The sequence below is a fragment of the Arthrobacter sp. P1_H7 genome, from assembly GCF_056405215.1.
In genome coordinates, this window is the sequence record NZ_JBFUCO010000004.1 from 227,357 (window position 1) to 241,018 (window position 13,662).

A 13,662-nucleotide genomic window follows, 5' to 3' on the forward strand; every position below is an offset into this window, starting at 1 on the left:
CCTTCGGTTTGGATGGGATCCGGGCGGCGGCTGCGGAGGCCTCCACGGCCGGTGCCCGGCAAATCTTGATCTATGGAACAAACGCGTCAGTTCCCTGCATCATGGCGGCCGCCGGTGACGGCCGCCATGATGCAGGGAACCTTGATCAGGCTCGTGTTTCCACTACGCCTTTTCCACTTCGCCTCGCGGCGCAGCGTATCCCTAGGCCTTGGCCTTGACGGAGTCGACGGCAGCCATTGCCTTGTCCTGGAGGGTCTTGGACAGCGGCGCCGACTTGGCGGCGTCGGCGGCGGCCTGCTGGCCCGCGTCGGAGGCGGCGTACTTGACGAAGGCCTTGACCAGGTCAGCGGTGGCCTGCGTGTCGTAGGTGGTGCAGACGATGTGGTAGGAGACCAGGACGATCGGGTAGGCGCCCGCGACCGTGGTGGTGCGGTCCAGCTTGATGGCGAGATCGTTGGCGTTGCGGCCCTCGATCGGCTTGCCCTGGTCGACTGCCTTGGAAGCTGCCTCGGCAGAGATCTTCGTGAAGGAGTCGCCGACCTTGATCTGCGCGGTGCCGAGCTTGCCGCTAACAGCGGAGTCGTCGGCGTAGGTCACGGCGCCGGGGGTGTCGGTGACAGTCTTGACGACGCCGGAGGTGCCCTTGGCGTTCTCGCCCTTCAGGCTCGCGGGCCAGACGCCGGCTGACTTGTCGGTCCAAACCTCAGGGGCAACGGCGGACAGGTAGTCGGTGAAGTTGGTGGTGGTGCCGGAGTCGTCAGAGCGGTTCACCGGGGTGACCTTGAGATCCGGAAGCTGGACGCCCGGGTTCATGGCCGCGATGGCGGGGTCGTTCCAGTTGGCGACCTCGCCGCGGAAGATCTTTGCAACGGTGGGAGCGTCGAGCTTCAGGTCGGTGATGCCAGGGACGTTGAAGGCCACGGCGATCGGGGAAATGTAGACCGGGATGTCAATGGCTCCGTCGGGACCACACTTTTCCTTGGAGCTGGCGAGCTCTTCATCCTTGAGGTAGGCATCGGAGCCGGCGAACTGGGCCGAGCCATCGAGGATCGCCTTGCGACCGGCGCCGGAACCGTCCGGGGAGTACTGCACAGTGGCGCCCTGGTTCGCGGTGGCGAAGTTGGTCTTCCAGACGTCCATGGCTGCGCCCTGGGCGGAAGAACCGATGCCGGTCAGGGTGCCGGTGACCGCGGGGCCAGAGGCAGACGGCGCAGCAGTCTGGGCCGTGTTGGTTGCGTTGTCCGAACCGCAGGCGGTCAGCGCAAGTGCGCCAACGGCGATGACAGCGATAGCCGCGTTGCGGCCGAAGCGGAGAGCCTTCACTGAGTTGTACCCCTTCCAGGGCTGGGGGTGCCGGGCCCGGAGAAGGCCCGCAGGGATGCGTACGGTTTGTACCTCTACCGACCGTAGGTGGCCCAGGTGAAGAGAATTGCGGACCAAAGTGAACGGCCGGTAAACGACGCGGGACTATTGGCTTACATATGCCGGGTAGCCATTGTGTTCTGTGCGTCACAGTCGTATCGGCCGCACAGCGCCCCGGCCCGTGACGGCCGCCCCGGGGCAGCAAATAGACTGGAAGGCATGGCCTCCGCGACTGGACTCTCCGCAAGCGCACGATTCCTGCGCGGCCGGGTCCGCACCGGCTTTGTCCGGAGCCGGAACTCCCTCGTCCCGGCCATCCAGATGACCGCCTGCGCCGTCGGCGCCTACGCGTTCGCCGAATACGTCCTGGGCCATTCCGCGCCGCTGTTTGCCGCCACGTCAGCCTTGATTGCGCTCGGGTTTTCCCGCGACCCCCGGCTGCGCCGGGTCATCGAGGTGGGCATGGGCTGCACGATCGGGATCGTGGTCGGGGACCTGCTGCTGCACTGGCTGGGCTCCGGAATCTGGCAGGCCGCCGTCGTGCTCCTTTTCTCCATCCTGCTGGCCAGGTTCCTGGACAGCGGGACGATCTTCACCACCCAGCTGGGCCTGCAGTCGGTGCTCGTGGTGCTCCTGCCCGCGCCGATCGGGGGACCGTTCACCCGCAGCATCGACGCCGTGGTGGGCGGGGCGTTCGCGCTCCTGGTGACCATCCTTGTCCCCAAGGATCCCCGGCGTGAACCCCGCAGTGACGTCAAGAAGCTCCTGCACGAGCTCGCCGAGGTGCTGCGGGAATGCGCGTCGGCGCTGAGCTACAGTGACTCCACCCAGGCCTGGCATGCCCTCATCCGGGGCCGGAACTGCCAGCCGCTCGTCGACGCCATGCGCCAGTCGCTGCGTGCCTCCGGCGAAGTGGCAACCCTGGCCCCCGCCTACCGGCGGCACCGGGACGAACTGGACCAGATGGAGCAGTCGCTGGACTATATCGACCTCGCGCTGCGCAACAGCCGGGTCTTTGCGCGCCGCCTGACCAGCGCCATCAACCATGCGGCGCTCTCGGACGAGGCCACCCAGAACATCGCCGAGGTCCTGCAGGAGACGGCCGCCGCCGTCGACGAACTCTCGCTCGGCCTGGCGGAAGTGCACGACGGCGCCCGCCGCGCCCACCTGCGCACGGCCCGGTCCGAGCTGCGGGAGATCGCCGTCCGCCTGCATCCGCGGATGCTGGACGTCCAGCTGCTCGAGGGCGAAACGGTGGTCATGCTGTTCCGCCCGCTCATGGTGGACCTGCTCGAGGCCGCCGGGCTGGATTCCAAGGAAGCCCGGGACATCCTTCCCCCGCTGTAGCCTCTGTAGCTGGTGTACCTGGCGCGATGGCCCGCCGACGCGCTCCATTGTCGCTGGCCCCCGATAGTGTGGACCAATGGCTACGAAGACTTCCCGGGGGCCGAAGGCGCCCGGCTATAAATGCGCCGAATGCGGCTGGACGACGGCCAAGTGGGTGGGCCGCTGCGGCGAGTGCCAGGCGTGGGGCAGCGTGGAGGAGACCGGCACCGCCGTCGCCCGGACGACGGCGGCCGCCACGGTCCTGGAACCTGCCCGCCGGATCGCCGACGTCGACGCCACTACCGCCGCCTTCCTGCCCACCGGCGTGGATGAACTCGACCGCGTGCTCGGCGGCGGGCTGGTGCCCGGCGCCGTGATCCTACTGGCGGGCGAGCCCGGGGTGGGCAAGTCCACGCTGCTGCTGGACGTTGCGGCCAAGTTCGCCCGGACGGCCCAGGACGTCCTCTACATCACCGGCGAGGAATCCGCAGCCCAGGTCAAACTCCGCGCAGACCGGATCGACGCCGTGGCCGAATCCCTGTATCTGTCCGCCGAAACGGACCTGGGGCAGGCCCTGGGGCAGGTGGAGAAGCTGGAGCCGCGGCTGCTCGTGGTGGACTCCGTGCAGACCCTTAGCAGCGCCGACGTCGAGGGCAGCGCCGGCGGGGTGTCCCAGGTGCGCGAGGTGGCGGCGTCCCTGATCGCGGCGGCCAAGCGCCGGAACATGACCACACTGCTGGTCGGGCACGTGACCAAGGACGGCTCCATCGCCGGGCCCCGGCTGCTGGAACACCTCGTGGACGTCGTCTGCCAGTTCGAAGGCGAACGGCACTCGCGGCTGCGGCTGCTGCGCGCGGTCAAGAACCGCTACGGGCCCACCGACGACGTCGGCTGCTTCGATCTGAACGAGGACGGCATCGAGGGCCTCGCCGATCCCAGCGGACTGTTCGTCTCCCGGACCAAGGAGCCCGTCTCGGGAACCTGCATCACGGTCACGCTGGAGGGCCGCCGGCCGCTGCTGGCCGAGGTCCAGGCGCTGCTCGCCGAAAGCGCAAGCTCCCAGCCCCGCCGCGCCACCAGCGGACTGGACAGCTCGCGCGTGGCGATGCTGCTGGCCGTCCTGCAGCAGCGCGCCGGCTGCCTGCTGAACAAGGACGACTCCTACGTGGCAACGGTCGGCGGGGTCAAGCTCAGCGAACCCGCCACGGACCTCGCCGTGGCCCTGGCGGTGGCGTCGGCCAAGGCCAGGAAGCCGCTCCCCCAGCGGCTCATAGCCTTCGGCGAGGTGGGCCTGGCGGGCGAAGTCCGCCCGGTGCCCGGCATCAACCAGCGCATCCAGGAGGCGCACCGGCTCGGCTTCACCCATGCCGTGGTGCCGGCCAGCCCCAACGGGCACGGACCGGTTCCGGCGGGCTTCTCCGTCCGCGAGGTTGGCCACCTGGCCGAGGCCCTGGGACTGCTGATCAGCTGACGCCGCGGAGGCCAGGCGACCTGGGACCTCGGGATGACGCGAGTTATCGAGGTCCGCCGAATCCTGAAATGCACTCTTGCCAAAGATACCCCCCGGGGGTATGTTGAGCGTAGCCGCAGATGACTGAGCATCCGTCAGGAGCACGCACCATGGAACACCGGCACAGCAGCCCCGGCGTGGAACGGGGAATCGAGAACCACAGTCCGGGCGGGACGCCGCACGGCAGTCATGCCGTGGGCCCCGCCGCGGACGAGCACACGGTGCACAGCCACGGCCAGCATGCCGGGCACAGCGTCGCAATGTTCAGGAACAGGTTCTGGCTGACACTGGCCCTGGCCGTGCCGGTGGTCTTCTTCAGCCCCATGTTCGCGGAGCTCCTGGGCTACGAGCCTCCCGCCTTTCCCGGCTCAGCGTGGATCCCGCCGGTGTTCGGCACGGCGATCTACCTTTACGGCGGCCGTCCGTTCCTCAAGGGCGGGCTCAATGAGCTGAAAACGCGCACGCCGGGGATGATGCTGCTGATCGCCATGGCCATCAGCGTCGCCTTCATCGCCTCCTGGGCGACCAGCCTCGGCATCGGCAGTGTCGATCTCGACTTCTGGTGGGAGCTGGCGCTGCTGGTCCCCATCATGCTGCTGGGCCACTGGATCGAGATGCGCGCCCTCGGCTCAGCCCAGGGCGCCCTGGATGCCCTGGCGGCGCTGCTGCCCGACGAAGCGGAACGCGTCACGGCCGCCGGCACGGAGACTGTCAGCCTCTCCGAGCTCCGCACCGGGGACACCATCCTGGTCCGCCCCGGCGGCCGGATGCCGGCCGACGGCACCGTCAGCGGCGGCCAGGCCGAATTCGACGAATCCATGATCACGGGCGAATCAAAAACCGTCCTGCGGGCCCCGGGCGATCCCGTGGTGGCCGGCACCATCGCCACGGACAACTCCGTGCGGGTCCGGGTGTCAGCCATCGGCGAGGACACGGCCCTCGCCGGGATCCGACGCCTCGTGGCCGAGGCGCAGGCGTCCTCCTCCCGGGCCCAGGCCCTGGCCGACCGGGCCGCGGCGTTCCTCTTCTACTTCGCGGCCGGCACCGGTGTCCTGACATTCATCTTCTGGACCCTGATGGGCAGCGTAAGCGACGCGGTCACGCGCACCGTGACGGTCCTGGTGATCGCCTGCCCCCATGCCCTCGGCCTTGCCATCCCGCTCGTCATCGCCATCTCCACCGAGCGGGCCGCCCGGGCGGGCGTCCTGATCAAGAACCGGATGGCACTGGAGCGCATGCGGACAATCGACGTCGTGCTGTTCGACAAGACCGGAACCCTGACCAAAGGCGAGCCGGAGCTCAAGGAGGTCGCCGCCGCCGCGGCCGCCGGCACAAACACCGCCACAGCAACCGGCCAAGACGCCGCGCAGAATACGGTGCTGGCACTCGCGGCCGCTGTGGAGGCTGACAGCGAACATCCCCTGGCCCGCTCAATCGTTGCCGCCGCCCGGGAACGGGGACTGGAGCTTCCGACGGCGGACGGGTTCACGTCCCTGACCGGCCGCGGAGTCCGGGCCACGGTCGATGGCCGCACGGTCCAGGTGGGCGGGCCGGCCCTGCTCCGGGAGCTGGGTTTGCAGGAGCCGCGGGATTTGGCCGCCACCACCGGCGCCTGGCTGGAGCGCGGCGCGGCGGTGCTCCACGTTGTGGACGGCGGCACGGTCCTGGGTGCCGTCAGCCTCGAGGACGCTGTGCGGCCCGAGTCCCGCCAGGCCGTCCGGGCCCTGCAGGCACGCGGCATCAAGGTGGCCATGGTCACCGGCGACGCCCGTCAGGTGGCGCACGCCGTCGCCGCCGAACTCGGCATCGACGAAGTGTTCGCCGAGGTCCTCCCCGCCGACAAGGACAAGAAGGTGGCGGAGCTTCAGGGCCGTGGGCTGAAGGTGGCCATGGTGGGCGACGGCGTCAACGACTCCCCCGCGCTGGCACGGGCAGAGGTGGGGATCGCGATTGGCGGCGGCACGGATGTGGCCGTGGAATCCGCCGGAGTGGTCCTGGCCGGCAACGATCCGCGGGCCGTGCTGTCAATGCTCGATCTGTCCAGGGCGAGCTACCGGAAGATGTGGCAAAACCTCGTGTGGGCCACCGGATACAACATCATCTCGGTGCCGCTGGCGGCCGGTGTCCTCGCCTTCGCGGGGATCGTCCTCTCCCCCGCCGCGGGCGCCGTGATGATGTCGGCGTCCACCATTGTGGTTGCCCTGAACGCCCAGTTGCTGCGCAGGCTCAAGCTCAACCCGGCCGCGGTCAGCTGACCTGGTGGAGGTGGTCCGGGTCCTGCGCCCCGACACGACGAAGAGGGGCGCCTGCCGCGATGGCAGACGCCCCTCTCATAATTCTGCTCCGGCTGAGCCGGCCTGGGTTTGCTAGGCCTTCTTGGGAGGCAGAGCCAGCTTGAAGATCTTCGCCCACGTGGAGCCGACCTGCTTCAGCAGCGGACCCGTGGTGTACGGCAGTCCGTAGCGCTTGCAGATCTCCTGTACCTTCGGCTGGACCTCCGCGTAGCGGTTCGAGGGCAGGTCCGGGAAGAGGTGGTGCTCAATCTGGTGCGAAAGGTTGCCGGTCATGAGGTGCATGAACTTGGAGCCGGAGATGTTGGCCGAGCCAATCATCTGCCGCACGTACCAGTCGCCGCGGGTCTCGCCCTCCACCATTTCCTCGGTGAAGGTGTCTGTGCCTTCGGGGAAGTGGCCGCAGAAGATCACTGCGTGTGCCCACACGTTGCGTACGGCGTTGGCGGTCAGCGTGCCGTAGAGGGCCTGCTTACCGGAACCGGTCAGCATTGCGACGGCGGGCGTGGCGGCGTAGTCCTTGGTGAACTGCGTCAGTGCCTTGCGGCCGAGGGCCTTCAGGTCCTTGGTCAGGGCTTCCTTGGACTTCCGGCCCTCTTTGTAGTCCACCAGTTCGAGGTCGTAGATCGCGATGCCCCACTCGAAGACCGGTGCCAGCAGCGCGTTGTACAGCGGGTTGCCCAGGTTGAAGGGCGTCCATTTCTGGTCCGGATCCATCCGCAGCAGGTTGTATCCGATGTCGTTGTCCTTGCCGACCACATTTGTCCAGCGGTGGTGGAGATCGTTGTGGGTGTGCTGCCAGGAGCGCGCGGGGGTGACGAAGTCCCATTCCCAGGTGGTGGAGTGGATGTCCGGGTCCCGCATCCAGTCCCACTGCCCGTGCAGGATATTGTGCCCAAGTTCCATGTTTTCCAGGATCTTGGCGAAGCTCAACAGCGCGGTGCCGGCGAACCAGGCGGGCTTCTTCTTGCTGACAAGGAGCAGGGCACGGCCGGAGAGCTCCAGGCCGCGCTGGATCTTGATCATGCGGCGGATGTAGGCGGCATCGGCGGAGCCGCGCTTGGCGAGGATGTCATCCTTGATGGCGTCGAGTTCGCGCCCCAGCTCCGCCACCTGCTCGTCGGAGAGGTGGGCGGCCGCGGGAGGACGCAGCAGCGGGCTGCCGGTCTCGGCGAGGGCGCCGGGCCGCGTCTTCGCGACCGTGACGACCTTCGCTGTGTCGGCTGAACCGCTGGTGGCGGGGGTGTCGGCGTCGGAAAGGTCCGGTTTGTTGGAAACAATCGTCATGCGGTGATACTCCTCAGAGGTCGAGGTTAACGGGGCCGGCGGCTGCCGACACGCACGTCTGGATTAGTTGGCCGGGCTCGCCGTGCACTTCGTTGGTGCGAAGGTCACGGACATGGCCGGCCCGCAGCGGGATGAGGCAGCTGTGGCAGATCCCCATGCGGCAGCCGCTGGGCATCAGGATGCCGGCGTCCTCGCCGACATCGAGCAGCGGGGTGTCGCCGTCGGCCTCGACTTCACGGTCGGAGGCCTCGAACGTGACCAGTCCGCCGTCGTGCCCGGCACCGCCGGCGAGGCTGGTGCTGAAGCGTTCGATGGTCAGGGTGCCCGAGCTGGCCGCGGCCTGCTGTGCGTCCTCCGCTTCGGCCTCCCACAGCGCCTCGGCGTCGTTGAGGAAGCCTTCCGGGCCGCACGCGTAGGCGGCGCGCTGGCGCCAGTCCGGGCAGAGCCGGTCCAGGTCGGCGGCCGAGGTGAAGTCCAGCCGTCCGCTCTCCGCGGTGAACCAGTGCGTGACGCGCAGGTTGGGGAACTGGTCGGCGAGCTCGGCGAGTTCTTCACGGAAGATGGTGTCCGCGGCGGTGCGGGCGGTGTGGATCAGGACGACGTCGGAATCCGGGCGGTGCGGAACGAGCGTGCGGATCATCGACATCACCGGGGTGATCCCGCTGCCGGCCGTGAGCATGAGCAGCGGACGCGGATGCTCGGGAAGGACGAAGTCGCCCTGCGGGGGCGCCAGGAACAGGACGTCGCCGGGCTTGGTGCCGCGTACGAGGGCCCCGGAGACGGCGCCCATGTCGGTCACGGTGATTGCCGGGTCCTGTCCGGCGGGGGCGCTGAGCGAGTAGGACCGCCAGTGGCGGACACCGTCGAGCTCGACGCCAATACGGGCCCACTGGCCGGCAAGGTGTGCTTGCCAGCCGCGGCCGGGACGGAAGAAAATGGTGGCGGAATCGGCCGTTTCTGGAACCACCCTGGTGACCACGCCGCGCAATTGGCGGGCGGAAAACACAGGATTGAAAAGCGACAGAATGTCTTCTGGAGCTAGTGGGGTGGTCAGTAGAGATGCGGCGCGCGCCAGCTTACGGAGCCGGATCATTCATCAAGCTTATGTCAGATTGCGCCATACTTCTTCACTCAAGGCATACGATCGACTCGAGAAAACTATCCCGCTGCAACAACTCATCGGACTGTCCATGAACGTATCCCCTGCTCGGGAGCCTGCCGGCCCCGTCCCCGCCTACGATCCTCCCTGGCTGGCCCTGCCGCGGGAGGTCAGCGACATGCTGCGTCCGCGGATGCCCGGCATTGTCGAGGCCATCATCGAGGCCGTCCCGCAGCTCGTCCCGGCGTACGCCAGGCCGATTGAGGGGCGCTTCGGCAGGGGGCTGCGCAGGGGTGTGGCCGCGGCGCTGGACCGGTTCCTGCAGTTGCCCGGGACCCGGCTGCCGGCGTTGTCCGAGGAAAGCCGGGAGCTGGTGGCCGGGTTGGGCAGCGGCGAGTTCCGGCAGGGGCGGAGCATGGACGCGCTCCTGAGCGCCTACCGGATGGGCGCCCGCGTGACCTTCCGGGAGATGTCCAAAGTCTCAGTGGAACACCATCTGGGCCAGGGCGTCGTGGTGGATCTGGGCGAATCGATCCTCGCGTACATCGATGAGCTGTCGGCGGTCAGCGCCGAGGCCTACGCCTTTGAACAGTCCGAACGGGCCGGCGCGGTGGACCGGCGGCGCACCGAACTGCTGGACCTGCTCCTGCTCGGCCAGGCCGACGAGGCGGCCCTGCGCCAAACGGCGGCGATGGCGGACTGGTCCCTGCCCCAGCGCATGGCGGTGGTGACGCTGCCGCTGGACCGGGCGGCCGGGCTGCGGCTGCGCCTGGGTCCGGGCACCCTTGTCATTGAGCGCGAGACCGATGTTGTGGCCCTGGTGCCGGCGCGGGTCTCGCGCTCCGCCCGGGACGACCTGGACCGTGCCCTGAAGGGGCGCGGCGCTTCCGTGGGACCGGCCGGGGGCTGGGAGAGGGTTCCGGACTCGCTGCGGCTGGCCGTGCTGGCGGCCGCCGCGCTGCCTCCGCGGGAGGGGCCGGACGATCCCCCGATCTGGGCCGACGAGCACCTGGCGCAGGTGATTCTCGGCGCGGAACCCTCGGCGATCACCGAACTCGCCAACCGCCGGCTCGCGCCGCTGGAAGGGCTCCGGCCCGCCCAGCGCGACCGGCTTGCCGAAACTCTGCTCTCCTGGCTGCGCCACTGGGGCCAGCGGGCGCCCGTGGCCGCCGAACTTGGGATCCACCCGCAGACCGTGGGCTACCGGGCAGCCCAGCTGCGCGAGCTCTTCGGCGACGCCCTCGAGGATCCAACGGCGCGCTTCGAACTCGAACTGGCCCTGCACGCCGGCCGGCGGTAGGCCAGCCCGTCAGGCGGACCGCAGGTTACCCGGCGAGCGCCCGCCGGCTGTGGAGCCGCAGCTCCAGGTCGTGCATCACGAGCGCCGCCAGATCCTCCAGCGCAGCAGTGTCCTCATCGCTGAACTCGCGGGGCTCACGGTCCAGGATGCAGAAGGTGCCCAGGTTGTAGCCGTCCGGAGTGCGCAGCGGCACCCCCGCATAGAACTGCAGGCCGAACTCGCCTGCCACGAGCGGGTTGGAGAGCGTCCGGGGATCGTTGATGGCGTCCCGGACAATCCAGGCATCGCCCTGCAGGACGGCGGAGGCGCACAATCCGGGGTCCCGGCCGATTTCCGTGACGTCGGTGCCGTGGTGGGACTTGAACCAGATGCGGTCATGGTCCACAACGCTGACAATCGCCACCGGCACCGAGAACATGCGTGCGGCCAGCGCCGCGATCCGGTCGAACGCGCCGTCCGCGGGAGTGTCCAGGATCCGGTACCGCTCGACCGCCCGCATGCGCCCTTCTTCGTCGGTCAACAGCTCGGCCGGGTCCCGGCGGCGGCGTCCCGTGCCGTTGATGACTTCCTGGCGCAGGGCCAGGGACACTTCCCGGGCCGGCGGGCGGGCCGCGGGATCCCTGTCCAGCATGGAGGTCAGCAGGGCAGCCCACAGGGGCGCGATGTCTTCGGGGATGTCCGGGTCGTGGAGCAGCCGGGCCAGGGCGGACTGCACCGGCGCGCCGGGGTATGCCATTTTCCCGGTCAGGCCTTCCAGCAGGACCAGCCCCAGCGAATAGACGTCGCTGGCGGGCCCGGCCGGTTCGCCGGCGGCCTGTTCGGGGCTGAGGTAGGCCGGGGTGCCGGAGCTGTCATCGGGGTCGCCGTGGTGACCTTCGCGGATGGTGATGGCCACGCCGAAGTCGCTGAGCTTGGCGCGGGCGCGCCGGTCCTCGACGCTGTAGTCCACGAGCAGGATGTTGGCCGGCTTGACATCCCGGTGGATGATGCCGTGGTGGTGGATATGCGCAAGACCGTCGGCGAGATCGTGTCCGATCAGCGCCATGTGGGCTGCTGACAGCGGGCCCTCAGCCGAGCGGCGGCGGAGGTCGGGGCCGCGGACGAGTTCCATCACCAGATAGCTGAGCCGGCGGGTCGGATCGCTCAGGTCAGTCCCGGCGTCGAACAGTGTCACGAGGGCGTGGTGGGCCATCCCTGCCAGGATCCGCACTTCATCGCTTTGCCGGCGGGTCCGTTCTTCGTCCACAGTGCCGTCGCGGAAGAGTTTGACAGCCACTTCGCGTCCCAGGACTTCGTCCGTGGCACGGTATACGCTCGACTGGCTGCCCCGGCCAATGAGTTCTTCGATCCGGTAGCGTCCACTGAGCAGGAAACCGGGGTCCATGGTTGTCAAAGGTCTACGTGGTCCCTCTAATGGGGCCGCCGCTGGAATCGGGCGGATCAGTCCAAAGCCGGAGAAAACAAACCCCGGCACCCGCATCGTAAGCAAGCTTACTTATCATAACGCGGAAACCGGATTACGGAAGACTTCCCAGGAGCCTTTCGGTCCGCCGCCTTGCGCTACTTTGCGGGGTTGTGGGTCCCAATCGGCACCAGGGTGAGGTCGGGGTGGTTCTTTTCGATCCGGCGCAGGGCCCAGACGTCGTTGAACAGGGCCAGGTATTCCCCGTCGGAGCGCAACAGGACCTCGGCGCCGGGGACGTTGGCCAGCGCCGGCATGGCGTCGGCGGTCGAAATCCGGGCCATGGAGTACGGGAGCCGTTCCAGCCGCATCGGGGCGCTGAAGTCATGCGCCATGCGGTCTTCGACCACCTCGAACTGCATGGGGCCGACGGCGGCAAGCACGGGCGCCTGGTCACCGCGAATGTCGGAGCGGAGCACCTGGATGACGCCCTCGTGCTCGAGTTGTTCGATGCCGCGGCGGAACTGCTTGAACCGGCTCGGGTCCTTGGAGCGCGCCACCTGGAAGTGCTCCGGGGCGAACAGCGGGATCGCCGGGAATTCCACGGGCTGGTCCAGGAACAGGCTGTCCCCCACCCGGAGGGAGGAGGCGTTCACGAGGCCCACCACGTCGCCCGGGAAGGCTTCGTCGATCACCTCGCGTTCGCGGCCGAAGACCTGCTGGGCGTACTTGGTGGCGAAGGACTTCCCCGTACGGGTCTGGGTGACCACCATCCCGCGCTCGAACATGCCGGAGCACACACGGATGAAGGCAACGTGGTCGCGGTGGGCCTTGTTCATGCCGGCCTGGACCTTGAAGACGAATCCGGCGAACGGGGCATCCACGGGGCGGGGGTCGCCGTCGACGTCGGGCCGCGGGGCAGCGGGCGGGGCGAAGTCGACGAGGGCGTCGAGGATTTCCTTGACGCCGAAGTTCAGCGCGGCCGAGCTGAAGAGGATCGGCGTCGCCTTGCCGGCGTGGAAGGCCTCGACGTCGAACGCCAGGTTGGATTCGATGACCAGCCCGGCCTCGTCCACGGCGTTGGACCAGTCGTCACCCTGGCTGGCGGCGGCCTCGTCGGGGGTGAAGTACTCGGTGAGCGCGATATTGGCGCCGGCGTTGTTGCGCTTGAACTGCGCGAAGCGGTCATTGCGCAGGTCCCAGACGCCGCGGAAGTCGCCGGAGATGCCAACGGCCCAGGTCAGCGGCATCGGCTGCAGGCCGGTGCGCTCGGTGATCTCGTCCATCAGGGCCAGGGCGTCCAGGCCGGGCCGGTCCCACTTGTTGATGACAGTGATGATGGGCAGGTTGCGCTGCTTGCAGACCTCGAAGAGCTTCATGGTCTGGGTTTCCAGGCCCTTCGCGGCGTCGACCAGCATGACGGCACAGTCAACGGCCGCGAGCACGCGGTAGGTGTCCTCGGAGAAGTCGGCGTGGCCCGGGGTGTCCAGGAGGTTGATGACGGTGTCCCGGTAGGCGAACTGCAGAGCGGCGGAGCTGATGGAGATGCCGCGGTCCTTTTCCATCTGCATCCAGTCCGAGACCGTCTCCTTGCGGTTGGCCTTTCCGCTGGAGGCGCCGGCCGTGCCGATCACCTTTGCGTGCAGCGCCAGGGCCTCCGTCAGCGTGGATTTGCCGGCGTCGGGGTGCGAAATGACCGCGAAAGTCCGGCGCCGGGCCGCCTGCTTGTGAATCTCCTGGACTCGGGCGGGGCTGAGGACTTCTTGAGACACGATGCTACTTTCGCTGCGGCAGTGGACGGGTCACGGCGCGGAGAGCCCGCGGTACACCCAAGGATCCAAGTTTATCGCAGGCCGCGGACCGCGGACGAAGCGGCGGCCGGACCGCGCACGAAGCTGCCGGAGGCCGGCGCGCGAGGCGGCGGCCTTCCGGCGCCAAAATGCCGTCCCGGACGGCACCCGGGGCAGCCCTTCCGGAGGCCCGCGGCGGCACGCCATAATGGACCACTTTAAGGCTTGCCTGTGCGGAAGTGGCCACGCTTTACCCCTATCATGGGGAGAGCGGGGAACTGAGTACTTTGATCCT

General features: G+C 68.5%; 9 protein-coding genes. 4 read left to right on the forward strand and 5 right to left on the reverse strand.

Features of this window, described 5'->3' with window-relative positions; genetic code table 11:
- Positions 1–201: 201 nt before the first annotated feature.
- Positions 202–1,323 carry a phosphate ABC transporter substrate-binding protein PstS gene (gene pstS / locus AC1DXI_RS04790; RefSeq protein WP_476937664.1) on the reverse strand — a complete coding sequence of 374 codons (1,122 nt, stop codon included), beginning with the start codon at positions 1,321–1,323 and terminating at the stop codon, positions 202–204.
- Between the two features lie 258 nt (positions 1,324–1,581).
- Between pstS and AC1DXI_RS04795 the strand changes: the two genes are divergently transcribed.
- From AC1DXI_RS04795 to AC1DXI_RS04805, 3 genes are all read left to right on the forward strand, one after another.
- A complete protein-coding gene (locus AC1DXI_RS04795) occupies positions 1,582–2,709 on the forward strand; it encodes an FUSC family protein (protein WP_026539482.1) in 1,128 nt (375 codons plus the stop codon).
- Between the two features lie 76 nt (positions 2,710–2,785).
- Positions 2,786–4,159: a DNA repair protein RadA gene (gene radA, locus AC1DXI_RS04800; RefSeq protein ID WP_026266683.1), complete on the forward strand. Its 1,374-nt coding sequence runs from the start codon at positions 2,786–2,788 to the stop codon at positions 4,157–4,159.
- Between the two features lie 149 nt (positions 4,160–4,308).
- Complete coding sequence (locus AC1DXI_RS04805) at positions 4,309–6,453, forward strand: copper-translocating P-type ATPase (RefSeq protein WP_476937665.1); 2,145 nt, start codon at positions 4,309–4,311, stop codon at positions 6,451–6,453.
- 111 nt (positions 6,454–6,564) lie between these two features.
- Here the strand turns inward: AC1DXI_RS04805 and AC1DXI_RS04810 are convergent, their stop codons facing one another.
- Both AC1DXI_RS04810 and AC1DXI_RS04815 read right to left on the reverse strand, forming a co-directional pair.
- Positions 6,565–7,776 (reverse strand): fatty acid desaturase family protein, encoded by a 1,212-nt coding sequence (locus tag AC1DXI_RS04810; RefSeq protein WP_243178328.1) that lies wholly within the window; start codon positions 7,774–7,776, stop codon positions 6,565–6,567.
- 13 nt (positions 7,777–7,789) lie between these two features.
- A complete protein-coding gene (locus AC1DXI_RS04815; RefSeq protein WP_476937666.1) occupies positions 7,790–8,869 on the reverse strand; it encodes a ferredoxin reductase in 1,080 nt (359 codons plus the stop codon).
- A gap of 97 nt (positions 8,870–8,966) precedes the next feature.
- On the opposite strand from AC1DXI_RS04815, the gene AC1DXI_RS04820 reads away from it, so the two are divergent.
- Entirely contained in the window at positions 8,967–10,175 is a 1,209-nt protein-coding gene (locus tag AC1DXI_RS04820; protein ID WP_018774908.1) for a PucR family transcriptional regulator, read from the forward strand.
- Between the two features lie 25 nt (positions 10,176–10,200).
- Here the strand turns inward: AC1DXI_RS04820 and AC1DXI_RS04825 are convergent, their stop codons facing one another.
- Together AC1DXI_RS04825 and AC1DXI_RS04830 are read right to left on the reverse strand one after the other, a co-directional pair.
- Positions 10,201–11,559: a protein kinase domain-containing protein gene (locus tag AC1DXI_RS04825; protein ID WP_476937667.1), complete on the reverse strand. Its 1,359-nt coding sequence runs from the start codon at positions 11,557–11,559 to the stop codon at positions 10,201–10,203.
- Positions 11,560–11,735: 176 nt separating this feature from the next.
- Complete coding sequence (locus AC1DXI_RS04830; RefSeq protein WP_018774910.1) at positions 11,736–13,349, reverse strand: peptide chain release factor 3; 1,614 nt, start codon at positions 13,347–13,349, stop codon at positions 11,736–11,738.
- Positions 13,350–13,662 lie beyond the last annotated feature (313 nt).

What these genes read in the sequence shown, in the direction of transcription:
- AC1DXI_RS04795 (WP_026539482.1), top strand. Translation starts at nt 1,582, where the DNA reads ATGGCCTCCGCGACTGGACTCTCCGCAAGCGCACGATTCCTGCGCGGC.
- radA (WP_026266683.1), top strand. Translation starts at nt 2,786, where the DNA reads ATGGCTACGAAGACTTCCCGGGGGCCGAAGGCGCCCGGCTATAAATGC.
- AC1DXI_RS04805 (WP_476937665.1), top strand. Translation starts at nt 4,309, where the DNA reads ATGGAACACCGGCACAGCAGCCCCGGCGTGGAACGGGGAATCGAGAAC.
- AC1DXI_RS04810 (WP_243178328.1), bottom strand. Translation starts at nt 7,776, where the DNA reads ATGACGATTGTTTCCAACAAACCGGACCTTTCCGACGCCGACACCCCC.
- AC1DXI_RS04815 (WP_476937666.1), bottom strand. Translation starts at nt 8,869, where the DNA reads ATGATCCGGCTCCGTAAGCTGGCGCGCGCCGCATCTCTACTGACCACC.
- AC1DXI_RS04820 (WP_018774908.1), top strand. Translation starts at nt 8,967, where the DNA reads ATGAACGTATCCCCTGCTCGGGAGCCTGCCGGCCCCGTCCCCGCCTAC.
- AC1DXI_RS04825 (WP_476937667.1), bottom strand. Translation starts at nt 11,559, where the DNA reads ATGGACCCCGGTTTCCTGCTCAGTGGACGCTACCGGATCGAAGAACTC.